This window comes from Pseudomonas sp. EA_65y_Pfl1_P113, from assembly GCF_963970525.1.
Lineage (GTDB): Bacteria > Pseudomonadota > Gammaproteobacteria > Pseudomonadales > Pseudomonadaceae > Aquipseudomonas > Aquipseudomonas tritici.
Window position 1 is genome coordinate 75,328 of the sequence record NZ_CAXAQM010000001.1, and the last position, 24,051, is coordinate 99,378.

24 protein-coding genes are annotated in these 24,051 nt (G+C 60.0%); 12 read left to right on the forward strand and 12 right to left on the reverse strand.

Translation table 11 applies throughout. The features are described from left to right. Positions 1-30: 30 nt before the first annotated feature. From AACY52_RS00385 to AACY52_RS00405, 5 genes are all read right to left on the reverse strand, one after another. A complete protein-coding gene (locus AACY52_RS00385) occupies positions 31-1,317 on the reverse strand; it encodes an ABC transporter substrate-binding protein (RefSeq protein WP_339417115.1) in 1,287 nt (428 codons plus the stop codon). A 104-nt stretch (positions 1,318-1,421) separates the two neighbouring features. Further along, on the reverse strand, positions 1,422-2,681 hold the full coding sequence (locus AACY52_RS00390; RefSeq protein WP_339560156.1) for an AGE family epimerase/isomerase: 1,260 nt from the start codon (positions 2,679-2,681) through the stop codon (positions 1,422-1,424). A gap of 208 nt (positions 2,682-2,889) precedes the next feature. Further along, positions 2,890-3,735 (reverse strand): ATPase, encoded by an 846-nt coding sequence (locus AACY52_RS00395; RefSeq protein WP_339560157.1) that lies wholly within the window; start codon positions 3,733-3,735, stop codon positions 2,890-2,892. Between the two features lie 114 nt (positions 3,736-3,849). Further along, positions 3,850-4,848, reverse strand: coding sequence for an NAD-dependent epimerase/dehydratase family protein (locus tag AACY52_RS00400; RefSeq protein ID WP_339427468.1), 999 nt, complete (start codon positions 4,846-4,848; stop codon positions 3,850-3,852). A 98-nt stretch (positions 4,849-4,946) separates the two neighbouring features. After that, positions 4,947-5,843, reverse strand: coding sequence for a LysR family transcriptional regulator ArgP (locus AACY52_RS00405; protein ID WP_339417123.1), 897 nt, complete (start codon positions 5,841-5,843; stop codon positions 4,947-4,949). Between the two features lie 96 nt (positions 5,844-5,939). On the opposite strand from AACY52_RS00405, the gene AACY52_RS00410 reads away from it, so the two are divergent. The 7 genes from AACY52_RS00410 (at position 5,940) to AACY52_RS00440 (ending at position 13,504) form a co-directional block, all read left to right on the forward strand. After that, on the forward strand, positions 5,940-6,341 hold the full coding sequence (locus AACY52_RS00410; protein ID WP_339417125.1) for an ACT domain-containing protein: 402 nt from the start codon (positions 5,940-5,942) through the stop codon (positions 6,339-6,341). Between the two features lie 5 nt (positions 6,342-6,346). Next, positions 6,347-6,946 carry a LysE/ArgO family amino acid transporter gene (locus AACY52_RS00415; RefSeq protein ID WP_339417127.1) on the forward strand — a complete coding sequence of 200 codons (600 nt, stop codon included), beginning with the start codon at positions 6,347-6,349 and terminating at the stop codon, positions 6,944-6,946. Between the two features lie 178 nt (positions 6,947-7,124). Beyond that, the gene (locus tag AACY52_RS00420; protein ID WP_017125974.1) at positions 7,125-7,721 is read left to right on the forward strand and encodes a superoxide dismutase; all 597 of its coding nucleotides are present in this window, start codon (positions 7,125-7,127) and stop codon (positions 7,719-7,721) included. 153 nt (positions 7,722-7,874) lie between these two features. Next, a complete protein-coding gene (locus AACY52_RS00425) occupies positions 7,875-8,063 on the forward strand; it encodes a hypothetical protein (RefSeq protein ID WP_049711790.1) in 189 nt (62 codons plus the stop codon). A 208-nt stretch (positions 8,064-8,271) separates the two neighbouring features. Continuing rightward, entirely contained in the window at positions 8,272-10,323 is a 2,052-nt protein-coding gene (locus tag AACY52_RS00430) for an EAL domain-containing protein (RefSeq protein ID WP_339436040.1), read from the forward strand. A gap of 126 nt (positions 10,324-10,449) precedes the next feature. Continuing rightward, entirely contained in the window at positions 10,450-11,793 is a 1,344-nt protein-coding gene (locus AACY52_RS00435; RefSeq protein ID WP_339417136.1) for an imelysin family protein, read from the forward strand. 256 nt (positions 11,794-12,049) lie between these two features. Beyond that, the gene (locus AACY52_RS00440) at positions 12,050-13,504 is read left to right on the forward strand and encodes a TrkH family potassium uptake protein (protein WP_339417138.1); all 1,455 of its coding nucleotides are present in this window, start codon (positions 12,050-12,052) and stop codon (positions 13,502-13,504) included. On the opposite strand, the gene AACY52_RS00445 is transcribed toward AACY52_RS00440, so the two are convergent. Continuing rightward, positions 13,461-14,519: an AraC family transcriptional regulator gene (locus tag AACY52_RS00445; RefSeq protein WP_339560158.1), complete on the reverse strand. Its 1,059-nt coding sequence runs from the start codon at positions 14,517-14,519 to the stop codon at positions 13,461-13,463. The two genes, AACY52_RS00440 and AACY52_RS00445, sit on opposite strands and share 44 nt — an antisense overlap. Positions 14,520-14,679: 160 nt before the next feature. Between AACY52_RS00445 and AACY52_RS00450 the strand changes: the two genes are divergently transcribed. From AACY52_RS00450 to AACY52_RS00460, 3 genes are all read left to right on the forward strand, one after another. Continuing rightward, entirely contained in the window at positions 14,680-14,991 is a 312-nt protein-coding gene (locus AACY52_RS00450; protein ID WP_049711785.1) for a DUF962 domain-containing protein, read from the forward strand. Between the two features lie 367 nt (positions 14,992-15,358). Next, positions 15,359-15,541, forward strand: coding sequence for a hypothetical protein (locus tag AACY52_RS00455; RefSeq protein WP_065873565.1), 183 nt, complete (start codon positions 15,359-15,361; stop codon positions 15,539-15,541). Positions 15,542-15,646: 105 nt separating this feature from the next. Continuing rightward, on the forward strand, positions 15,647-16,843 hold the full coding sequence (locus AACY52_RS00460; protein ID WP_339560159.1) for an MFS transporter: 1,197 nt from the start codon (positions 15,647-15,649) through the stop codon (positions 16,841-16,843). Here the strand turns inward: AACY52_RS00460 and arfB are convergent. Continuing rightward, positions 16,840-17,253, reverse strand: coding sequence for an alternative ribosome rescue aminoacyl-tRNA hydrolase ArfB (arfB, locus tag AACY52_RS00465; RefSeq protein ID WP_016975416.1), 414 nt, complete (start codon positions 17,251-17,253; stop codon positions 16,840-16,842). The genes AACY52_RS00460 and arfB overlap by 4 nt on opposite strands. A gap of 111 nt (positions 17,254-17,364) precedes the next feature. Continuing rightward, positions 17,365-18,786 carry an amino acid permease gene (locus tag AACY52_RS00470; protein ID WP_339417148.1) on the reverse strand — a complete coding sequence of 474 codons (1,422 nt, stop codon included), beginning with the start codon at positions 18,784-18,786 and terminating at the stop codon, positions 17,365-17,367. 637 nt (positions 18,787-19,423) lie between these two features. On the opposite strand from AACY52_RS00470, the gene AACY52_RS00475 reads away from it, so the two are divergent. Together AACY52_RS00475 and AACY52_RS00480 are read left to right on the forward strand one after the other, a co-directional pair. Beyond that, positions 19,424-19,561 carry a hypothetical protein gene (locus AACY52_RS00475; RefSeq protein ID WP_003175756.1) on the forward strand — a complete coding sequence of 46 codons (138 nt, stop codon included), beginning with the start codon at positions 19,424-19,426 and terminating at the stop codon, positions 19,559-19,561. A gap of 73 nt (positions 19,562-19,634) precedes the next feature. Continuing rightward, positions 19,635-20,594 carry a leucyl aminopeptidase gene (locus AACY52_RS00480; protein ID WP_339455868.1) on the forward strand — a complete coding sequence of 320 codons (960 nt, stop codon included), beginning with the start codon at positions 19,635-19,637 and terminating at the stop codon, positions 20,592-20,594. Positions 20,595-20,701: 107 nt separating this feature from the next. Here AACY52_RS00480 and rluB read toward each other — a convergent pair whose 3' ends face one another. The 4 genes from rluB to AACY52_RS00500 all read right to left on the reverse strand — a co-directional run bounded on the left by rluB (position 20,702) and on the right by AACY52_RS00500 (position 23,951). After that, positions 20,702-21,910 (reverse strand): 23S rRNA pseudouridine(2605) synthase RluB, encoded by a 1,209-nt coding sequence (rluB, locus tag AACY52_RS00485; protein WP_181080089.1) that lies wholly within the window; start codon positions 21,908-21,910, stop codon positions 20,702-20,704. A 144-nt stretch (positions 21,911-22,054) separates the two neighbouring features. After that, entirely contained in the window at positions 22,055-22,246 is a 192-nt protein-coding gene (locus tag AACY52_RS00490) for a DUF1289 domain-containing protein (RefSeq protein WP_339417156.1), read from the reverse strand. A gap of 49 nt (positions 22,247-22,295) precedes the next feature. Beyond that, entirely contained in the window at positions 22,296-23,240 is a 945-nt protein-coding gene (gene scpB / locus AACY52_RS00495; RefSeq protein WP_339417157.1) for an SMC-Scp complex subunit ScpB, read from the reverse strand. A 12-nt stretch (positions 23,241-23,252) separates the two neighbouring features. Continuing rightward, entirely contained in the window at positions 23,253-23,951 is a 699-nt protein-coding gene (locus AACY52_RS00500) for a ScpA family protein (protein WP_175403020.1), read from the reverse strand. Positions 23,952-24,051 lie beyond the last annotated feature (100 nt).

Consider the following 24,051-nt stretch of genomic DNA (forward strand, 5'->3'; position numbering starts at 1 on the left):
AGTTGCAGCGTTTAACTTGCAGCTTGTAGCTTATTTGGCCGACTTGATCGCAGCGCCGAGTTTCTTGGCGGTGTCGGCTGGGTCAGCTTTCGGGTCGTTGATGAAGTTGGTCACGACGTCAAAGAACGCACCTTGCACAGCCAGGGTCGTGGCCATGTTGTGCGCCATGCTTGGCTGCAGGCCGCCGGTCTTGGCGTCTGCCAGGAAGTCCTTGGCGGCAGCCTGGGCGCAAGAGTCGAAGCCGTACGAATCCATTTTGGTCAGCATGTCGTTACGCACAGGGATCGAACCCTTGTTGATGCTGAACACTTTCTGGAAGTTTTCACCCAGCACGACTTTGGCGATGTCCTGCTGACCCGCCGCAGTGCCTTTGTCTTTCTGCTTGAACACCGCCAGGGAGTCGATGTTGTAGGTAAAGGCTTTGTCGGTGCCCGGGAACGCTACGCACTCGTAGTCTTTACCGGCGACTTTCTTGGCAGCGGTCCACTCGGACTTGGCCCAGTCACCCATGATCTGCATGCCGGCCTTGCCGTTGATGACTTTGCCCGCTTCGAGGTTCCAGTCTTGGCCTTTACCGTCGACGTCCATGTAAGTCGCGACTTTCTTCAGCTCGGTCAGCGACTTGACCATTTCCGGACCGGTCAGTGCGGCGTTATCCAGGTCGACCAGGGCTTTCTTGTAGCCATCGGCACCCATCACCGACAGGACGACGGCTTCGAAAACGGTGCTGTCCTGCCACGGCTGGCCACCATGGGCGAGCGGAATGAAGCCCGCGGCCTTGAGCTTGTCGCCCGCTGCGTAGAATTCTTCGAGGGTGGTTGGGTTCTTGGTGATGCCGGCTTTCTTGAAGACTTCCGGGTTGATCCACAGCCAGTTCACGCGGTGGATGTTGACCGGTACGGCAACGTAGTCACCGTCGTACTTCACGGTGTCGGAGACTTTCTTGTCGAGCAGGGAGTCCCATTTTTCGTCTTTGGCGACAGACTTCAGAACGTCGGTGTCGAGCAGGCCGGTGGACGCCCATTCCTGGATGTCGGGGCCTTTGATCTGGGCAACGGCGGGCGGGTTGCCGGCGACCGCGCGGCTTTTCAGCACGGTCATGGCCGTGGCGCCACCGCCACCTGCGACGGCACCGTCTTTCCAGGTGAAGCCGTCTTTTTCAACTTGGGCCTTCAGGACATCTACAGCCGCTTTTTCACCGCCCGAGGTCCACCAATGCACAACTTCAACCGTCCCTTTCGAGTCGGCCGCGAATGCACTGAGGGGAAACAACGAGGCAATGGAAATAGCTACGGCGAGGCGATTAATCGCGTTCATCTGAATACCTTTTCTTGTTGTTATGCATGCAAGTCTTAAGCTTGCGCTGCACGGAGTTTAAACATGGATTTTTGAGGCGCAGGTAACAAAGCGACGCCCAAATGTCACCAATTGGTGACATAACGCCCAGCCCCTATTGCACTGGCCATGCTTGGCGCTAACGGCAGCGCAGGCAGCAATACCGCTTGCCAGGCATGGTACAGGTCTGGCTTGCCGCCCCAGATGTTGCTGCTGGGCGTGTTATGGGGGCTGAGTTCGTGGTGCCAGCTGCCGTGGGTACGGTCGATAAAGTGAGCCTCGCAAAACTCCCAGAAGCGCCGGTACCACGTTTCGTAGTGCAACTCGCCGGTACGCTTGAGCAAGGCTTGGGCAGCGGCGCTGGCTTCGGCGTGGGTCCAATGCAAGCGCTCGCGCACCACCGGTCGGTAGGTCCAGTCCAGGGTGTAGACGATGCCGGGGGCGCCATCCACGGACCAGGCATATTCGCAGGCGCTGGCGAACAGGCCCTTGGCGTCGTTCACCAACCAGTCCGGCGTGGCCAACCCGGCTTGCAGGCGTGCCGCTTCCAAATGCAGCACCAACCGTGCCCATTCAAAACCGTGGCCGGGGGTAATGCCGTAGGGCCGGAAGCCGTCGGCGGGGTTGTCTTCGTTGTAACCGAGCAGCGGTTGCCAGTGCGCGTCGAAATGCTCGATCACCATGTACTGGTTGCCGGCGGCGTGGGTGTGGATCACCCGCTCGACGATCCGCATCGCGCGGTCCAGCCAGCGTGTATCGCCGGTGACATCGGCCAGGGCGAGGAAGGCTTCGGTGGCGTGCATGTTGCTGTTGGCGCCGCGATAGGCTTCGATGCCGCTCCAGTCTTGGGCGAACGACTCGAGCATCACGCCCTCCTCCTCGCTCCAGAAAAGCTGGTCGATGATATGGATGGCGTCGTTCAACAGGTTTTGTGCGCCGGGAGCGCAGGCCACCACCGCCGAGCTCGCGGCCAGGGCGACGAAGGCGTGCAGGTAAGCAGCCTTGCCACGGTTGCCATCGAGGGCGTGGGGGGCGGCGAACCAGCCTCCGTGCTCAGCGTCGCGCAGCGGGCCACTGAGGGCCGCAACACCGTGTGCGACCAGCTCGGCATACCCAGGCAAGCCCAAGGCATGAGCCATGGCGAAGCTGTGGGTCATGCGGGCGGTGTTCATGGTTTCGGCGTGGGCATCGGCTGGCAGCTGGCCTTTGTCGTCAAGGTTGCCGAAACCATCGGGCAGTCGAGATGCCTTGGCGAATGCCAGCAGGCGCTGGCCTTCAGCGGCGAGCCAAGCGCGATGGGCAGGCGCGTTCAGCCAACTGCTGGCAGGCAGTGGTTGCGTGGTCATGGGTGGCCCTTATTATTTTTTGTGGGATGACCGGAGTCTAAACAAGGGCGCGGCGGGGGCAAGTAACGAAGGGGATGGGAAATGTCACCGACTGGTGACAATGTTGCAAGCGACCATTATCGAGCGCTTGGCTGCAACTCGAATGGGGGAGTGGGCGTGCTCGCTCCCCCATTTAAATCGGTTTACACCCGTGTTATCTCAGCAACGGTCACTGGCCGCGCGGGGTGATCTTCGCCGGCGCGTTGAGCTGTTGCTGCAGGTTCCGCACCTGGCTCTGCAAGGTGGTGATGTTACGCGTGGTCTGGATGCGGAACACGTCGAACTCTTTATTCGTAGGCGCACCGCTATTGACCGGCTGGTTATCCTGCGCGCTTTTGAGCACTACCAGGTCCTGCTCGATGCGGGCGATGGCCGCACTTGGGTTGCCCTGCTTCTTCAACGCGGCCACGTCAGCGGAAAGCTCCTTGATTTCGGCATCACGCTTACCTGCGTCGCCTTGCGCCGCCTTAAGCGTCGCCACGGCGTCGGTCAGGGCCTGGACCTGGCCTTGCAGCTTGCTGTTGGCGTTAGACAGTTCAGTGGTGCTGGCTGTCATTTGCGCCAGGCGCTTATCCAACTCGGTGGCCCGGCCGGCCACGCCGACCTGCTGTCTTCCCTGCTCCAGCAACTGGCTTTCGAGTTGCTTGATCTGCAGTTTCAACGCTTCGCTACCGTTGTTGACGCTGGCTTCACTGGCCACCACCTTGCCGGAAATATCTTGCAGACGCCCCGCCGCTTCTTCGCTGATGCGCGCAAAACTTTCCTGGGTGGCAACCAATTGCTGGCCCATCAGGGAAATCTGCTGGAAGCTCCACCAGGCCAGGCCCGCAAAAGCGATCAGCAAAGCGCCGATCAAAGCCCACAACGGGCCAGTGCTGGCGCTCTTGACCTTGACGACCTTAGTGTTGCGCGAACGCACCGAGGTGGCCGGGGTAGGTTCGAAATCATCGTCATCCCCGACATCGGCCCGCAGGCTGGGAACGTTGTCGAAGTCGTCTTTAGCATCGTTGCGCATGAATCAACCCTGAATCGGTGAAGTGGCGAGCGACGGGAGTATAAACCGCCTTCCCGGCGCACTGATCGACCTGGAATGCCAGATTCGGTTCCCGAAGTATTGCCTGTTGTGTGCTTACTTGAACCCTGGGTCCTGGGCCTTCCACCAACTGCAGAACTCGTCGAGGGCGGTCCACAGGCTGACCTTGGGCTCGTAGTCCAGATAATGCCTGGCGCGGCTGATGTCTAACGTGAAATCTTTGTTCATGACTTGCATGCCCAGGCGTGACAATGCTGGCTCCGGACGCCCTGGCCACATTGCGCAGAAGGCTTCGTTGAGGGCCGCTACGCTGTAGGACAAACCGTAGGACCGATACCGCGTTACCTGCGGCAACTCCATTTGGCGCATCACGTAGTTCACCACATCCCACACCGGCACCGGCGTGCCGTTGCTGATGTTGTAGGTCTTGCCTAGCGCTGAACCGGTAGCGAGCAGGCTGCTGAGCAGCGCTTCGTTGAGGTTGTGCACGCTGGTGAAATCGACCTTGTTCAGGCCGTCGCCGACGATAGCCAGGCGGTTCTTGCGCTGCATTTTCAGCAGGCGTGGGAAGATGCTCATGTCGCCGGCGCCAGTAACGAAGCGCGGGCGCAGGGCCAGCACTTCGAGGCCGAACTCCTGGGCGCCAAATACCTTTTGTTCCGCCAGGTATTTGGTGGCGGCATAGGGATGTTTGAAGCGCTTGGGGACTTGCTCTTCAGTCAGGCCCAGGTGGTCGCGGCCGTCAAAGTAAATCGATGGCGACGACAGGTGCACCAGTCGGCCGACCCGTTGCTTGAGGCAGGCCTCGACCACGTTCTCTGTGACCAGCACGTTGCCCTGGTGAAAGTCCTGATAGCGCCCCCACAGCCCGACAGCGCCAGCGCAATGCACCACGGCTTCGACATCGCGGCACAGACCGCGCACCAGGTCGGCGTCATTCAGATCACCCTGGATAAACTCAGCGCCGCGCCTCACCAGGTGTTCCACACCTTCGGCGCGCCGCCCGTTGACCCGCACGTCCAGGCCCTGCTCCAAGGCGAAACGCGCAAAGCGCCCGCCAATGAAGCCGCTTGCGCCGGTGACCAGAACTTTCATGGAGCCTCCTACGGATGCAGCTGCAAGCTTCAAGCTATAAGCCGCAAGTTAAATACGATCTGCAAGCTCTTCTCTTGCAGCTTGCAGCTTGACGCTTGTCACTGCTGATAGGGCACCAACCATTGGCCACATGCCTGGGCCAGGTGATCGGTCAACAAGCCCAGCAGTTGCCCGCCACTGCGCCAATGATGCCAGTACAACGGCACGTCGATGGGCTTATCTGGCAATAACTCGACCAATACGCCCTTTTCCAGTTGGTCGCGCACCTGCAATTCCGGCACCAACCCCCAGCCCAGGCCTGCTTCTGTCAAACGGATGAAGCCTTCGGACGATGGGCACAAATGGTGCTCGAAACCACCGTCCACGCCGAGGGACGCCAGGTAACGGTGTTGCAGGAAATCATCCGGGCCGAACACCAGTGCGGGGGTGCGCGCCAGTTGATCAGCGCGTACGCCATGCGGAAAGTGCCGGGTTATAAAAGCCGGGCTCGCCAGCGCCCGGTAGCGCATAGCGCCCAGCAACAGGCTGCGTGCCCCTGCAACCGGGCGCTCGCTGGCGCAGATGCAGGCGGCCACTTCGCCAGCACGCATGCGTTTGAGGCCCACGGTCTGGTCTTCCACCACCAAATCCAGCAGCAAATGTTGTTCGGCGCAAAAATCGCTGACGGCCTCGGCCCACCAGGTGGCCAGGCTATCGGCGTTTAACGCGATGCGCAGACGCTCAGGCATGCCTTCCTCGTCCAGTGCCGGTACCTGACTTTGCAGGTCGCGCTCCAACAGTCGCACCTGTTGCACATGGTTGAGCAGGCGACGGCCGATCTCGGTAGGCGTCGGCGGCGTGGCCCGCACCAGGACCGGCTGGCCGATGCGCGCCTCGAGCAACTTGATGCGCTGGGAGATCGCCGATTGCGAGAGCCCCAACACTTGCGCGGCGCGCTCGAAGCCAGCCTGTTCCACCACCGCCGCCAGGGCAGAAAGCAATTTATAGTCGAACATCAGTTTCTCTAATGAGCGATCAGTAATATTTGTTTTTCTTATACAGCCTATGCCAAGAGAATAGCCAGCATCGCTTCTCTCTATAAGGAACCTCCCATGGCTGGCGAAACCGCCCTGGCAACCTTGCTGCGCAGCATGAGCCCCCATCTCAATGAGGGTGACTACGTGTTCTGCACCCTGCCCGATCACCGTGTCCCTGCCGGTTGCGAGGTGATCGGCAGCTTTCGCGAGCAGGAAGGCCTGACCCTGATCGTTGAACGCCAGCAGGCGGAACAGGCGGGCTTGGCCTTTGACTACGTTGCCGCGTGGATCACCTTGAATGTGCACTCGGCCCTGGAAGCCGTGGGCTTGACCGCCGCCTTCGCCAGCGCACTGGGCAAGGCCGGCATCAGTTGCAATGTGATTGCCGGCTATTACCACGACCACCTGTTTGTCGGGCGTGCCGACGCCGAGCGCGCCCTGCACGTTTTGCGGCAATTGGCAGCGGACGCGGAGTAAACCCTATGTGGCAAAGTTATCTGAATGGCCTGCTGGTCGCGTTCGGCCTGATCATGGCCATCGGTTCCCAGAATGCCTTTGTATTGGCGCAAAGCCTGCGTCGCGAGCATCACGTGCCGGTCGCGGCGTTGTGTGTGATCTGCGATGCCCTGCTGGTGGCTGCCGGGGTGTTTGGCCTGGCCACAGTGCTGGCACAAAGCCCTTTACTGCTGGCGATTGCGCGCTGGGGCGGCGCAGCTTTCCTGATCTGGTACGGGGCTTGCGCACTGCGTCGGGCCTGTTCAAAACAGCGAATGGAACAAGGCGACGACCTGAAGGTGCGGTCCTTGCGCGCCGTGTTGCTCAGTGCCTTGGCGGTGACACTGCTCAACCCTCACGTGTACTTGGACACTGTATTGCTGATCGGCTCTCTCGGCGCGCAGCAAACCGAACCCGGCGCCTATGTGGCCGGTGCCGCCAGCGCCTCGTTCCTGTGGTTCGCGACTTTGGCACTCGGCGCGGCCTGGCTGGCCCCCTGGCTGGCGCGCCCCGCCACCTGGCGCCTGCTGGACCTGTTGGTAGCGCTGATGATGTTCAGCGTGGCCTACCAATTGATCAGCGCCTGAGGAATATTCCAAAACGCTCTGGAACCTCTATCCCACACAGTTGTTGCGTGGTTTTGCCGCACCCCCGGTGCTATGATCCGGACCCGGCGCCGCAAAGAGTACAAACTCCCCGGCGCTTGTTTGGCCGCCCGTGATCGGCCTTGCGCTCACCGCAACTGACCTGATTAGGAGAATCATCATGGCTTTCGAATTGCCGCCGCTGCCCTACGCACACGATGCCCTGCAGCCGCACATTTCCAAGGAAACCTTGGAATTTCACCACGACAAGCACCACAACACCTATGTCGTGAACCTGAACAACCTGGTGCCAGGCACCGAGTTCGAAGGCAAGACCCTGGAAGAGATCGTTAAATCCTCTTCGGGCGGCATCTTCAACAACGCCGCTCAGGTCTGGAACCACACCTTCTACTGGAACTGCCTGGCGCCAAACGCCGGCGGCCAACCTACCGGCGCGCTGGCTGAAGCCATCAACGCTGCGTTTGGTTCGTTCGACAAGTTCAAGGAAGAGTTCACCAAGACGTCTGTCGGCACCTTCGGTTCCGGTTGGGGCTGGCTGGTAAAAAAGGCTGACGGTTCCCTGGCCCTGGCCAGCACCATCGGCGCCGGCAACCCGCTGACCAGCGGCGACACCCCGCTGCTGACCTGCGACGTATGGGAACACGCCTACTACATCGACTACCGCAACGTGCGTCCAAAGTACGTGGAAGCGTTCTGGAACCTGGTCAACTGGAAGTTCGTGGCTGAGCAGTTCGAAGGCAAGACCTTCACTGCCTAAGCAACGCTTGCAGTAGAAAGAGCCCGGCGATTGCCGGGCTTTTTTGTGCGCTCAGCATCAGCGACTTGCCCGGAATCGTGGAACCCGCACAAAGGAATGTGCCACCTACGCAGTGAGAGGAATAACCCTCTCACATGCTTCTGGAGAGTCACAATGGAAGAAATCGGAAAAGCAGGTGGGCAGATGGCGATGCAACTCATCAGCGGGCTGATGAAAGGCCTCGCCGGTGGTGCGGGTGGTGGAGGGGGCGGTGAAGGCGGTGGTGCCAATGCACCCGGCCGGCCAGGCGAAGACATGATGCCGCCACCGCCGCCAAAGATCGAGATTTCCGCGTATCAGTGAATACGCTCACGGCCTGGAAGGGCATTGACCTGACCACAGGTGAGTCGAGCACCCAGACGGCGGAGTAAATCCGCCGTTTTTTTCTGGTTTTTTCTGCGTATCCCGCATCAAGACGTCTGCGGCCCTAATGTTCCTTTGACTGCCCTCACGGGATTGCCAATACTCATGGCATATTGAAGGCCACCCGCATGAGACAAGGAATGCCCCTTTGAAGCTGGAACTCAAGAACAGCTTGTCCGTGAAGTTGCTACGGGTTGTGCTGCTGTCGGCATTGATTGTGGGCGTATCACTGAGCGTGGCGCAGATCGTTTACGATGCCTACAAGACGCGTCAGGCCGTCGTCAGCGATGCCCAGCGCATCCTCGACATGTTTCGCGACCCCTCGACCCAGGCCATCTACAGCCTGGACCGCGAAATGGGCATGCAAGTGATTGAGGGCCTGTTCCAGGATGACGCGGTGCGCATGGCGTCCATCGGCCACCCCAACGAAACCATGCTGGCCGAGAAGAGCCGCACTTTGCAGCACGCCCCCAGCCGCTGGTTGACCGACCTGATTCTTGGCCAGGAACGCACGTTTACCACGCCCCTGGTCGGCAAAGGCCCCTACAGCGAGTATTACGGTGACCTGAGTATCACCCTCGACACGGCCACCTATGGCCAGGGATTTATCGTCAATTCGGTGATCATTTTTATTTCCGGTGTATTGCGCGCCCTCGCCATGGGCCTGGTGCTCTACCTGGTTTATCACTGGCTGCTGACCAAGCCGCTGTCGCGGATTATCGAACACCTGACGTCGATCAACCCGGACCGGCCCAGCAAACACAAGATCCCGCAGCTCAAGGGTCACGAACGCAACGAATTGGGGCTGTGGATCAATACCGCCAACCAGCTGCTTGAGTCAATCGAGCGCAACACCCACCTGCGCCATGAAGCCGAAACCAGCCTGCTGCGCATGGCCCAGTACGACTTCCTGACCGGTTTACCGAACCGCCAGAAACTGCAGGAGCAACTGGACAAGATCCTTATTGACGCAGGCCGCCGACAACGGCGCGTAGCAGTGTTGTGCGTGGGGCTGGATGATTTCAAAAGCGTCAACGAACAGTTCACCTATCAAGCCGGCGACAAACTGCTGCTGGCGCTGGCAGACCGTTTACGCGCGCACAGTGGGCGCCTCGGCACCCTGGCCCGTCTGGGCGGAGATCAGTTCGCGCTGGTCCAAGCCGATATCGAACAGCCTTACGAAGCCGCCGAGCTGGCGCAAAGCATCCTTGATGACCTGGAAGCAGACTTCGTCCTCGATCACGAACAGATTCGACTGCGCGCCACCATCGGCATCACCTTATTCCCGGAAGACGGCGACAGCACTGAAAAGCTGCTGCAAAAAGCCGAACAGACCATGACCCTGGCCAAGACCCGCTCGCGCAACCGCTATCAGTTCTATATCGCCAGCGTCGACAGTGAGATGCGCCGCCGCCGGGAGCTGGAAAAGGACCTGCGCGACGCCCTCAGCCGCAATCAATTCTACTTGGTGTACCAGCCGCAGATCAGTTACCGCGACCACCGTGTAGTGGGCGTGGAAGCCCTGCTGCGCTGGCAGCACCCGGAACACGGCCTGGTCCCGCCGGACCTGTTTATCCCGCTGGCAGAGCAAAACGGCACGATTATCCCGATAGGCGAATGGGTACTCGACCAAGCCTGCCGCCAATTGCGCGAATGGCACGACCTGGGCTTTACCGACCTGCGCATGGCGGTCAACCTGTCCACCGTGCAGTTGCACCACACCGAGTTGCCGCGGGTGGTCAATAACCTGATGCAAATCTACCGCTTGCCGCCGCGCAGCCTGGAACTGGAAGTCACGGAAACCGGCTTGATGGAAGACATCAGCACCGCCGCCCAGCACCTGCTGAGCCTGCGCCGGTCCGGGGCGTTGATCGCGATTGATGACTTCGGCACCGGCTACTCATCCCTCAGCTACTTGAAAAGCCTGCCCTTGGACAAGATCAAGATAGACAAGAGCTTCGTCCAGGACCTGCTGGACGATGACGACGACGCCACCATCGTGCGCGCGATCATCCAGTTGGGCAAAAGCCTGGGCATGCAGGTGATCGCCGAAGGCGTGGAAACCGCTGAGCAGGAGGCTTACATCATCTCCGAAGGCTGCCATGAGGGTCAGGGTTACCACTACAGCAAGCCCTTGCAGGCCCGAGAGCTGGCGGCTTTTTTGAAGCAATCGGAGCGCAATAACGCCGCCATTCTCTGACCTGGCAAGATGATACTAAATATTTCCCGCGTATAACCCTTTACACAAAATGCAAATCTTTCGCATTATGTCGCAGCTTTGCGCGCCCCCGCGCGCCCTCTCAACAACCGAAGCAGGATGTTCGCCATGATTCGTATGCCCCTGGCCACCGCCAGTCTACTGGCCATTGCCATTTCTCTCGCCGGTTGCGGCGAAGGTAAAGACAAGGCCCCTGCAAACCAGGCGCCGACCCCGGCTACCAGCACCACCGCTCCAGCCGCTGCCACCCCTGCCGGTCAGATCGACGAAGCCGCCGCCAAGGCCGTGGTCGCGCATTACGCAGACATGGTGTTTGCGGTCTACAGTGACGCCGAGTCCACCGCTAAAACCCTGCAAACTGCGATCGACGCGTTTCTCGCCAAGCCGAACGACGAAACCCTGAAAGCCGCGCGTACCGCCTGGGTCGCCGCCCGCGTTCCGTACCTGCAAAGCGAAGTGTTCCGCTTCGGCAACACCATCATCGACGACTGGGAAGGCCAGGTGAACGCATGGCCGCTCGACGAAGGCCTGATCGACTACACCGACAAGTCCTACGAACACGCCTTGGGTAACCCAGGCGCCACTGCCAACATCATCGCCAATACCGAGATCCAGGTCGGCGAAGACAAGGTCGACGTGAAGGACATCACCCCGGAAAAACTCGCCAGCCTCAATGAGCTGGGCGGTTCCGAGGCCAACGTCGCCACCGGTTACCACGCCATCGAATTCCTGCTCTGGGGCCAAGACCTGAACGGCACCGGCCCAGGCGCCGGCAACCGTCCTGCGTCGGACTACCTGACCGGCGACGGCGCTACAGGCGGCCACAACGAGCGTCGCCGTGCCTACCTGAGCGCTGTGACTCAACTGCTGGTCAGCGACCTGGAAGAAATGGTCGGCAACTGGAAACCAAACGTCGAAGACAACTACCGCGCCACCCTGGAGGCAGAACCTGCCACCGACGGCGTGCGCAAGATGCTGTTCGGCATGGGCAGCCTGTCCCTCGGCGAACTGGCCGGTGAGCGCATGAAGGTTTCCCTGGAAGCCAACTCGCCGGAAGACGAGCAAGACTGCTTCAGCGACAACACCCACAACTCGCACTTCTATGACGCCAAGGGTATCCGCAACGTCTACCTGGGCGAGTACACCCGCGTTGACGGCACCAAAATGACCGGCGCCAGCCTGTCATCCCTGGTGGCCAAGGCCGATCCAGCTGCCGATACCGCGCTGAAAGCGGAGCTGGCAGCCACCGAAGCGAAGATCCAGGTCATGGTTGACCACGCCAACAAGGGTGAGCACTACGACCAGTTGATCGCTGCCGGTAACGATGCGGGCAACCAGGTCGTGCGTGACGCCATCGCTGCGCTGGTCAAGCAGACCGGTTCGATCGAAGCGGCGGCAGGCAAGCTGGGCATCAGCGACTTGAACCCGGACAGCGCTGATCACGAGTTCTGATCAGTAGCGAATTGGAAAAGGCGGCCTTTGGGTCGCCTTTTTTGTATGCGCCTGTCGACAATCAATCAGGCGCCACAAAACCAATGTGTGCGGGCTTGCTCGCGAATGCGGTGGATCAGCAAGTGAATCCGTTGACTGACACTGCGCATTCGCGAGCAAGCCCCACATTCGACTTACATCGCTTCCAAGCCCCGGTTTACAAGACCTGCACCGCAGGTAGAATGGCGCCTCTGCCCAATAACCCCGAGCTCACTTCATGGCGTTGCCGACCCTACGCATTATCGGTTTCATCATCGGCATCTTCCTGATCACCCTCGCGATCGCCATGGTCGTGCCAATGGCGACCCTGGTGATCTTCGAACGCACCAGTGACCTGCCCTCTTTCCTGTGGGCCAGCATGATCACCTTTCTTGCCGGCCTGGCCCTGGTGATTCCAGGTCGCCCCGAGCATGTGCACCTGCGCCCGCGGGACATGTACCTACTCACAGTGACAAGCTGGGTGGTGGTGTGCATCTTTGCGGCGTTGCCGTTTCTGTTGACCCAACACATCAGCTACACCGACTCGTTTTTTGAAAGCATGTCCGGTATCACCGCCACCGGCTCCACCGTGTTGAGCGGCCTGGACGCCATGTCGCCAGGCATCCTGATCTGGCGCTCGCTGCTGCACTGGCTGGGTGGCATCGGCTTTATCGGCATGGCGGTGGCGATCCTGCCACTGCTGCGCATTGGTGGCATGCGCCTGTTCCAGACCGAATCCTCGGACCGCTCGGAAAAGGTCATGCCCCGCTCGCACATGGTGGCGCGGCTGATCGTGGCGGCCTACGTCGGCATCACCATCCTCGGCAGCCTGGCGTTCTGGTGGGCCGGGATGGGCCTGTTCGATGCGATCAACCACGCGATGTCGGCGATTTCCACCGGGGGCTTCTCCACTTCGGATGAGTCCCTGGCCCACTGGAAACAACCTGCCGTGCACTGGGTGGCGGTGGTGGTGATGATCCTCGGCAGCTTGCCGTTCACGCTCTATGTGGCCACCTTGCGTGGCAACCGCAAGGCGTTGATCAAGGATCAGCAAGTGCAGGGTTTGCTCGGTTTGTTGATCGTGACCTGGCTGGTACTGGGCACCTGGTACTGGTGGACCACCAACCTGCATTGGCTGGAAGCCTTGCGTCATGTGGCGTTGAACGTGACCTCGGTGGTCACCACCACGGGTTTTGCATTGGGGGACTACAGCCTGTGGGGCAACTTCTCACTGATGCTGTTCTTTTACCTGGGCTTTATCGGTGGTTGTTCAGGCTCTACGGCGGGTGGGATCAAGATTTTCCGCTTTCAGGTCGCCTATATCCTGCTCAAGGCCAACTTGAACCAACTGATTCACCCGCGCGCGGTGATCAAGCAGAAGTACAACGGCCATCGCCTTGACGAAGAGATCGTGCGTTCGATCCTGACGTTCTCGTTTTTCTTCGCCATTACCATCTGCGCCATCGCCCTGGCCTTGTCGCTTCTGGGCCTGGACTGGATGACCGCCTTGACCGGCGCAGCCAGTACCGTCTCCGGCGTCGGCCCTGGCCTTGGCGAAACCATTGGCCCTGCGGGTAACTTCGCCAGCCTGCCGGATGCGGCCAAGTGGATCCTGTCACTCGGCATGCTGCTGGGCCGACTGGAGATCATTACGGTCTTTGTTCTGTGCATTCCGGCGTTTTGGCGCCACTGATGGCCGACGCTTCCAGCAACCGCGCCCGGTATTCGCCGGGCGTGGCGTCGAACCAACGACGAAACGCGCGAAAGAAGTTGCTCGGGTCGGCAAAACCCAACAGGTAGGCGATTTCCAATAACGTCATGCTGGGCTGCGCCAGGTACTGCTCGGCCAATTCGCGGCGGGTGTCATCGAGCAGGGTCTGGAAGCTGGTGCCCTCCTCCTGTAGACGCCGCTGCAAGGTGCGCTGGGAAAGGTGCAACGTCTGGGCCACCACTTCTCGTTTGGGCTCACCCTGGGGCAACAGCCGGCACAACACCTGCCGTGCCTTGTGGGTCACGCGGCTCTCCGAAAAACGCGCCAGGTATTCGCCGGCAAATCGATCATGCAGCAGCGCCATGGCCTCGTTGGCCGTGGGCAACTGCGCGTCCATGTCGGCCCGCTCGAAAATCAGCGCGTCATAGGGCGCGTTGAATTCCAAAGGCGCATGGAAGGCTTGTTTGTAGGGCGACAGGTCCGCCGGCTGATCACCTTGCAACACCACCTTGCGCGGCTGCAGGCTACGACCGGTCAGCCAACCGCACAGGGCCAAGGCGCTGGCCAGCGAAGCTTCGGCGCTTTGCCGGGTGGGCGGCAGGTGATCGCCATGCACCGTCAGAATCAGCGCATAACCTTCGGGGATCAGTCGGAAACTCAGGTCTGCACTTTCGGCGATGATGCGCTGGTAGCGCACCAGGCGCATAAAGCCCTCGGCAAGGGTATTGCTGGACATCAGTGCATAGCCAGCCACATGAAACGACGCCGGGCGCACCACTTTACCCATGTTCAGGCCGATCGCCGGGTTGCCTGAAAGCTCTACCGCCCGTTGCCACAGGCGCGTCATGGAGTCTTGCGGAAACCGCGCATCGGGGTCATTCAGGGCGGCGTAGTCCAGGCCGAGCTGCTTGAACAAGGCGCGGCAATCCAAGCCGTCCATTTCCAATGCCTTGACGATCCCCATCGCCCAGCTTGCAGAAGTTGTTCGTTCGCTCATGGCGTCTTCTTAAAAAAGCAGGTTCAAATGGCAGCCAGGAAGCCAAGGATACTAAAGTGGCATCTATTGTCACTGGCCGTTACCACTGATCACTCTAGACTCAAATAAGCTCCCCGCCGAACACCTGTTGGGCGGCATAACAATCAAAGGGCCGGTCACTGTGGAAAACGTCAAGCAATTCAATAGCTTCGCTGAGTTCTACCCTTATTACCTGAGCGAGCACGGCAACAGCACGTGCCGGCGCCTGCATTTTATCGGCACCACGCTGGTGATCGGGATTTTGGCGTACGCCATCGGCAGAGGCTCGCTGGGCCTACTGATTGCCGTGCCGATTGCTGGCTACAGCTTTGCGTGGATCGGTCACTTCTTCTTCGAAAAAAACCGCCCGGCGACGTTTCAGCACCCGTTCTACAGCTTGCTCGGGGATTTTGTGATGTATCGCGACATGATCCTGGGCAAAGTGCCTTTCTAAAGGTAAGTGTGACCCCATGTCACTTGCGTTTGCAGGATCAAGGGTTACCTATTCGTCGAGATAAAAGTCTATTTGTCATTTACAGTGCTGTATCCTGCCAAGGCTTTTTGAGAGCGCGGAATCACCTGCGATTGAAAAAACAGACCTTGCGAGGAGCGACGACAATGCACGAGATACCTAATCTCCCCTTCCCAAGCCTGCACCCTACAGAGCAGCCAACACCGCAGCAGGCCAGCGACAAGCAGCCTGAGGCCAGAGAAGCAAAACCAGTCGACAGCAAAAGCCAGGACTGACGCCGTACCAGACCGTGTGGAAAGCGCAGCTTTGAGCGCTTTCCACACTGCCTGAATCATCCGAGATACCTGCCATGACTGACTCCTCCCCCACTCCCCCGGACACCGCCGTACTCGATGCTGCCCTGCAGATGGTCGAGGTCTGGAACCGCCTCAGCGCAGACAAACAAGCCGTGCTGCTCAAGCGCTTCGGCACCCAGGAAAACGCGCTGGCCGCCCTGGTCACTACGCAATTGCTGGCCCCTGCGCAAACCTGAGTTCTTTGTGACCTGAGGTTTTTGCGTTTTACCGCCCTGCGCGGGCCAAACCACCGGTATCATTAGCAGCCTATCTTTACCTGCTGCGACAGTGGACCTCTCCCCATGCCAGATACCCAGCGCCCCATGGCGGTCACGCTGCACGTTGTTTCCATCGTACTGTTCACCTTTATCGGCTACCTGAATATCGGCATTCCCCTGGCCGTATTGCCAAGCTATGTCCACAGTGAACTGGGCTACGGCGCGGTGATTGCCGGCCTGGTGATCAGCGTGCAATACCTGGCCACCCTACTGAGCCGCCCCTATGCGGGCAAAATCATCGACAACCTGGGCAGCAAGCGTGCGGTGCTGATCGGTTTAGCGGGCTGTGGCCTGAGCGGCGTGTTCATGCTGCTCGCGGCGTGGTTTTCAAGCGTGCCTGCCGTGAGCCTCTGCAGCCTGCTGATTGGCCGCCTGGTCCTAGGCAGCGCTGAAAGCCTGGTGGGGTCGGGCGCCATCGGCTGGGGCATCGGCCGGGTCGGTGCGGCAAATACCGCCAAAGTCATCTCCTGGAACGGCATCGCCAGCTATGGCGCCTTGGCCGTAGGAGCACCTATGGGTGTGCTGCTGGTGAGAAACTTCGGGCTGTGGAGCATGGGCGTCAGCATCATTCTGCTGGCGGTCGTCGGCTTATTGCTGGCCTGGAACAAAGTCGCAGCGCCGATCGTCGCTGGCGTGCGCCTGCCGTTCATGAATGTACTGGGCCGGGTATTGCCCCACGGCTGCGCGCTGGCGTTGGGCTCCATCGGTTTTGGCACCATCGCCACGTTTATCACCTTGTATTACACCACCCAGCACTGGGATAACGCGGTGTGGGCCCTGAGCCTGTTCGGCGCCAGTTTCATCGGCGCGCGCTTGCTGTTCGGTAACCTGATCAACCGGATCGGCGGCTTTCGCGTGGCGATTGCCTGCCTGTCGGTAGAAATCCTAGGGCTGCTGTTGCTGTGGCTGGCGCCGGACGCCAACCTGGCCCTGGCCGGCGCGGCGTTGAGTGGCTTCGGCTTTTCCCTGGTGTTTCCGGCGTTGGGGGTGGAGGCAGTGAACCTGGTACCGGCGTCCAGCCGTGGCTCGGCGGTGGGGGCCTATTCGCTGTTTATCGATTTATCGCTGGGCATCACCGGCCCGCTCGCCGGGGCCGTGGCGGCTGGCTTCGGCTTTGCGTCGATCTTCCTGTTCGCCGCCCTCGCCGCCCTGGGTGGTTTGCTACTGAGCGTGTACCTGTACCGCCAGGCACCCAAGGCCCGTGAAGCGCGCGGCGACTAAAAGTCGACCTTGCCGCGCCCGGCCTTGATGCTGCCACGCTTGGTCTTGGATTCGAGGCGACGCTTTTTCGAGCCCAGGGTCGGCTTGGTCGGGCGGCGCTTCTTCTCGACCTTGGTGGCGCTGAGAATCAACTCCACCAAACGCTCCAGCGCATCCGCGCGATTCTGTTCCTGGGTCCGGTATTGCTGGGCCTTGAGCACCAGCACGCCTTCGCTGGTGATACGGCTATCGCGCAGCGCCAGCAGCCGCTCCTTATAGAACTCCGGCAGCGACGACGCCGGAATGTCAAAGCGCAGGTGCACCGCGCTCGACACCTTATTCACGTTCTGCCCACCGGCGCCTTGGGCGCGAATGGCGGTCAGCTCGATCTCGGCGTCGGGCAGGTGCACGTTGTTGGAAATCACCAGCATTGGGCAAAGGGTTCCGGTCGAAGGTATCCAAGGATACGCGAATGCGCCTTGCCCTTGCCCCTGAAACAGCAAACCCGGCGCAGGTCCGGGTTTGCTCAACACGCCAAAGGGTTACTTCGCGGCTGGCGTTACCACGTGAGGGTACGGCTGCGCAGCGCGCTTGTTCTTGATCCAGTAACACACCGCCATAAACGCCACCCACACCGGGATCGCGTACACCGACACCTGAATCCCTGGAATCATCAGCATGATCACCAGGATAAACACCACGAACGCCAGGCACACATAGTTGCCATACGGGTACCACAGCGCCTTGAACAACGGCACTTGGCCGGTGCGGTTCATGTGCTGGCGGAACTTGAAGTGGGAGAAGCTGATCATCGCCCAGTTGATCACCAGCGTAGCCACGACCAGAGACATCAGCAGTTCCAGTGCGTGTTGCGGGATCAGGTAGTTCATCAACACCGCCACCAGGGTGATCGCCGCCGAGGCGAGGATGGAGCGCACTGGCACGCCGCGCTTGTCGATCTTCGCCAGTGCTTTGGGCGCATCACCCTGTTCGGCCATGCCCAGCAGCATGCGGCTGTTGCAGTAAGTGCCGCTGTTGTATACCGACAGTGCCGCCGTCAGGACCACGAAGTTAAGAATATGCGCGGCGGTGTTGCTGCCCAGCATCGAGAACACCTGCACGAACGGGCTGCCGCTGTAGGCATCGCCGGAGGCGTTGAGGGTTGTCAGCAGGCTGTCCCACGGTGTCAGCGACAACAGCACGACCAGAGCACCGATGTAGAAAATCAGGATGCGGTAGATCACTTGGTTGATCGCTTTCGGGATCACGGTGCGTGGCTGGTCCGCTTCGGCAGCGGTGAAGCCAAGCATTTCCAGGCCACCGAAGGAGAACATGATGATCGCCATGGCCATCACCAAACCGCCGACGCCGTGAGGGAAGAACCCACCGTGCTCCCACAAGTTAGTCACCGAAGCCTGCGGCCCGCCACTGCCGCTGACCAGCATGTAGCTGCCCAGGGCGATCATGCCGACGATGGCCACCACCTTGATGATGGCGAACCAGAACTCAGCCTCACCAAAGACTTTGACGTTGGCCAGATTGATCAGGTTGATCAGCACGAAGAACGCTGCCGCCGAGACCCAAGTCGGAATCTCCGGCCACCAGTAATGCACGTATTTGCCGACGGCCGTCAGCTCCGACATGCCCACCAAAATGTACAGGAGCCAGCAGTTCCAGCCCGACAGGAAGCCAGCGAAACCGCCCCAGTACTTGTGGGCAAAGTGGCTGAAGGAACCAGCGACCGGCTCTTCAACGATCATTTCGCCGAGCTGGCGCATGATCATGAAGGCAATGAAGCCGCAGATGGCATAACCCAGGATCATCGAAGGGCCGGCGGATTTGAGCACCCCGGCAGAGCCCAGGAACAGGCCGGTGCCGATGGCGCCACCGAGGGCGATCAATTGGATATGCCGATTTTTCAAGCCGCGTTTCAGCTCGCCTGAAGAGGAATGGGGTCCGCTCATGAAAAGGATCTCACGCAAGGTTTGATGATGTTGAATGCACGTTGCTGCCTTGAATCTCGACTCAAGCAGCGCTGCTCAAACCCCAGCGCAGGCACCAGGAGTACAGCGTCTTTCTAACGGTCATGCGTCACCTGTTTATTTTTATCTGTGACGAAATCGAACCCGTCTGGCTCGTGGCCGGGCGGAGTGATCAGGGTCGATAACCCTGAGGTCTTGGCCTTTTGCGTGGGTACGCAAGGGCGTCACAGTAAAACGCGGCGGATTGTACACCGCTCGACAGCTTGAGGCCGCACCGCAACGGTGCGTGCGACGATCTGTCAGGCATTTCTTACAGGGCTTCACCGCTCAACAAGCACGCGGTCTTATCGTCAATTAATCGTTACAGCGCGGAAAATCTACGTTACAAGCGTGAACTCACGGAAAATTGGCGGCGGGGAACTTCTTAAAAATCATCCTGATCAGCCTGCTGTTTTTTATGGAAAAAAAGCAGACGCCCCCAAATAGAAAAAATTGTGCAATTGGAACCGTGTCAATAAATATTTTGCATTCTGAAACAGGCTCTCCTAGGTTCATCCCACTTGCCCAGCGCAGCCCGTTGGCAAGCCGTTCTCAAACAACGTCCTCTAGGAGCTACACCATGCAAGCACTGGAAAACGACCTGGAAACCGAACTGCAACTCGACGATTGGTTTGAAGCGCCGACCCATGAGGCCGCCGTTGAAATGATGCAAGCCGATGCCGTCGTGCCGTTCGGCACCGCGATGTGGCCTTTCTAAAATCGGCAGGTATCCGGCAGGTGCTGTGCACGGCACCTGCCACCCTTACCCAAGGCAAAAAAGGATGCACGTCATGGACAAGGCCCGCGCCGTCGAACACTTTCTCTACTACCTTGCGCACCACCCGGCCCTCAGCGGCCTGAATCGTCCCACCGTGTTACTGGGCCATACCGAGCGCTACGACGCCATTGCCCAGGCGATCACCCACAGCAGCGCAGCCCGTTTCAATTTCCAGGTGCAGCGCCTGGACCTGGCCGCCAGCGACGCGCTGGCCCAAGCCATCGAAGCCTGCGACCTCTATCTGTTTTTCTACGATTCCTCGACCTTGCCCAACCCACGCGCCGAAGGCCCGGACTTTATCCGCGCGCTGCAGGGCGTGATGGCCGAGCACTGGAAGAAATCCCTGCTGTTCAAGGATTACGGCGACTATTTCTACGACACCTTCAGCGTCGAGCCACAGCGCATTGCCGACCTCAATGCCACGTTGATCCGGCGCATGTCCCAGGCCAATGTGCTGCGCTTCACCGACAAGCACGGCTCGCGGCTGGAGGCGCCGCTGAGCAGCATCAAGAAGTGGACCAATATCAACGGCATCGGCAACCACGACCTCGCACCCGGCGAGATCGCGACCCACAGCGAAGCCATCAATGGCCAGGTGCGGTTTGTCGGCACCTTTCTCAGCACCATCCCGTTTGCACGCAAATATGGCGTGCTGCAATCACCGTTGCAGCTGTGGATCGAGCACTCGACCGTCTGCAGCGTAGCCAGTGAGGTGCCGGGGTTGGCCGATGACTTCAACAAGTACCTGAATGCCAACCCGTCCAACCGGCGCGTGGAGGAATTGGGGATTGGTACCAATGAAGGGGTCAAGGATTTGTATGCGCGCAATGCCGGGTTTGAGGAGCGCCATTGTGGGTTGCATTTGGGCTTGGGAGGTGGGCAGAAAGGCAGCCATCACCTGGACCTGATCTTTGCCAGTGGGACTTTGGCCCTGGACGATAAACCGTTTTTTGATGGGAGATTTGCGTTTTAGGGCCAGCTACACGTCGTAAGCTATAAGCTTCAAGCAAAAAAAAGCGCCAACCTGTGAGGGCCAGCGCGTCTCTCTTGCAGCTTGAAGCTAAAAGCTTGCCGCTGCTCTTAAGGCTTCTTACGACCAAAACCAGGACGCTGACCCGAACCGGCCGGAGCGCCACGGCGCTTGCCCGACGGCTCGTCCGCGACCAGTTTCGGGCCGGGGCGCTTGTTTGCAGCCGGCTTGGCCGGACGCTTGGTGCTGGCGCTGTCGGCGGGGCGATCCGCTTCACCGCGATTGCTGCGACCACCGGCCGGAGCTGGGCGCGGCGTGCGAGGAGCACGCTCGCCTTCCTGGCGCGATGGCGCAGTTGGACGACGCTCGCCTTCGATCTGCGGCTCACGGGAAATACGACCGCCGGTAGCCGGTGCATTCAGCGCAGGGCGCAGGGTGCGGGCAACGCGCTCGGTACGAGCAACCGGACGCGACGATTTACGCTGCATACGCTCAAGCTTGTCTTTGCTCTTGGCGTTCATCTGCGGCATCGCGACTGGTGTCAGGCCGACTTCGGCGCTGAGGATGTCGACTTCGTACTGGCTCATTTCGCGCCAGCGGCCCATCGGCAGGTCGGAGTTCAGGAACACCGGACCGAAACGCACGCGCTTCAGGCGGCTGACCACCAGGCCCTGGGATTCCCACAGGCGACGGACTTCACGGTTACGACCTTCCATCACCACGCAGTGGTACCAGTGGTTGAAACCTTCGCCACCAGGGGCCTGCTTGATATCGGTGAACTTGGCCGGGCCGTCTTCCAGCACCACGCCGGCTTTCAAGCGCTCGATCATCTCGTCATCGACTTCGCCACGCACACGCACAGCGTATTCGCGGTCCATCTCGTAGGACGGGTGCATCAGGCGGTTGGCCAATTCACCGTCAGTGGTGAACATCAGCAAGCCGGTGGTGTTGATGTCGAGACGACCGATGTTGATCCAACGGCCTTCTTTTGGCTTAGGCATCTTGTCGAACACGGTCGGACGGCCTTCCGGGTCGTCACGGGTGCAGATCTCGCCATCGGGCTTGTTGTACATGATCACGCGGCGCACCGATTCGGCGGCCTCTTCACGCTTGATGACCTTGCCATCAATGGTGATTGCATCGTGCAGGTCGACGCGCTGGCCGAGGGTGGCCTCGACGCCGTTGACCTTGATGCGCTTCTGAGTGATCCAGGCTTCGACGTCGCGGCGCGAGCCCACGCCGATACGCGCCAGCACCTTTTGCAGTTTTTCACCTGCTGGGCCGATTTCCTGGCTGTCGTTCTGGTCTTTGTCGTTCATCTTAAGCACCTCCCGGTGGGTCGATTCAGGCGTGGCCTGAAGAGTGTTGAAAGCGGGGCTTTGGCCGAATAGCTCGGCAAAGGGTCGCGAATCATACGCACATGACGCGCGTTGCGCATCACAGACTAGTCGATATGACCCAAGTCATTTGCTTTTCCGCCGACCGGTGGCGCCCAGCGCCAGCAATCGGAGCTCGGCCTCGGCCAACACTGTGCGCTTGTCGACCTTGTCGAGTTTCTTCCAGGCACGGATTTCGCGCTTGTTGCGGCCACAGCCGACGCAAATGTCGTCGCTGAATTTGCAGACGCTGATGCAGGGGTCTTTGGTTGAACTCATATGATTTCTCCCTGGCAACAATAATCAAATGTGTACGGGCTTGCTCACGTCAGTCTTCGAACTCGCGGCGCTCGTTTTCGATGGCTTCGGCCAGGGCGCGGGCTTCGTCTTCTTCGTCGCTCAGCGGCGGCTGTTCGAGGGCGGCGACGGCGGCCAGGAGTTTCTCGCGGGCTTCGGCGACGCCGAGGCTATCTTCCTCGGGCTCAGGCTGAACCTCAATCTCAGGTTCGACTTCAGGCTCAACTTCAACGTTCAGCTGGGTTTCAGGTTCAACCGCGCCGTCACGCAGCAAATCGTCGAAGTCGGTCTTGATCCCCTGCTCCATGTCGTCCAGTTCCAGCAACAACGTGTGGAAACTGGTCTCGTCCTTCGGCTCTTCCGGCTCGGCACTGGCATCCGCCAACGCTTGCAAACTGGCGGGCACGGGGGCGTCGTCGAAGTCCAGCACCGGGTCTGGCTCCATTTCGCGCAGTTCGGCGAGCGGCGGCAGGTCGTCGAGGTTTTTCAGGTTGAAATGGTCGAGGAACACCTTGGTGGTGGCAAACATCGCCGGTTTGCCGGGAACGTCACGGTAGCCAACGATGCGGATCCACTCGCGCTCCAGCAAGGTCTTGACGATATGGCTATTGACCGCCACGCCACGTACGTCCTCGATCTCGCCTCGGGTGATGGGCTGGCGGTAGGCGATCAGCGCCATGGTTTCCAGCATTGCCCGCGAATAACGTTGCGGGCGCTCTTCCCACAAACGCCCAACCCACGGGGAAAACTTCTCACGGATCTGAAGGCGATAACCCGACGCCACCTCGCGCAGTTCAAAGGCACGGCCGTCGCAGGATTTGCGCAATATCTCCAGCGCCTTCTTGAACACCGGCGGCTCAGGGCGCTCGGACTCTTCAAAGAGTTCGAACAAGCGCTCCAGGGATTGCGGTTTACCCGAGGCCAGGAGAAAAGCCTCCAGCAGCGTCGCCAATTCGCGGGGTTCAGTCAGATTCATCGATTCAGCTCTTTATTCGGCTCGCGCCCGCACGTGGATAGCCGCAAAAGGCTCATTCTGGACCAGCTCGACCAAGGATTCCTTGACCAATTCAAGGATCGCCATAAACGTCACCACCACCCCCAGGCGCCCTTCTTCTTTCGTAAACAGTTCGACAAAAGGCACAAACCCGCCGCCCTTGAGGCGATCCAGCACATCACTCATGCGCTCGCGGGTCGACAACGCTTCGCGGCTGACCTGGTGGCTTTCAAACATATCCCCACGGCGCAATACCTCGGCCATGGACATCAATAATTCTTCCAGGCTCACGTCCGGCAACAACTTGCGCGCACGGGCCTCGGGCGCGTCGAGTTTGGGCACCACCACGTCACGGCCGACCCGGCTCAAGCCATCGATGCCTTCGGCGGCCGCCTTGAAGCGCTCGTATTCTTGCAGGCGACGGATCAGTTCGGCGCGCGGGTCGTCTTCTTCGGCCTCAACCGTCTCCGAGCGCGGCAGCAGCATGCGCGACTTGATCTCGGCAAGCATGGCGGCCATCACCAGGTACTCGGCGGCCAGTTCCAGGCGCACCGACTGCATCAACTCGACATAGCCCATGTACTGACGGGTGATTTCCGCCACCGGGATGTCGAGGATGTTGATGTTCTGCTTGCGGATCAGGTAGAGCAGCAAGTCCAGCGGGCCTTCGAAGGCTTCAAGGAAGACTTCCAGGGCGTCCGGCGGGATGTACAAGTCCAGCGGCATTTCCAGCACGGCCTGGCCATACACCATTGCAAATGGCAGTTCCTGCTGGGCGCCGGCCTGGCTGTCG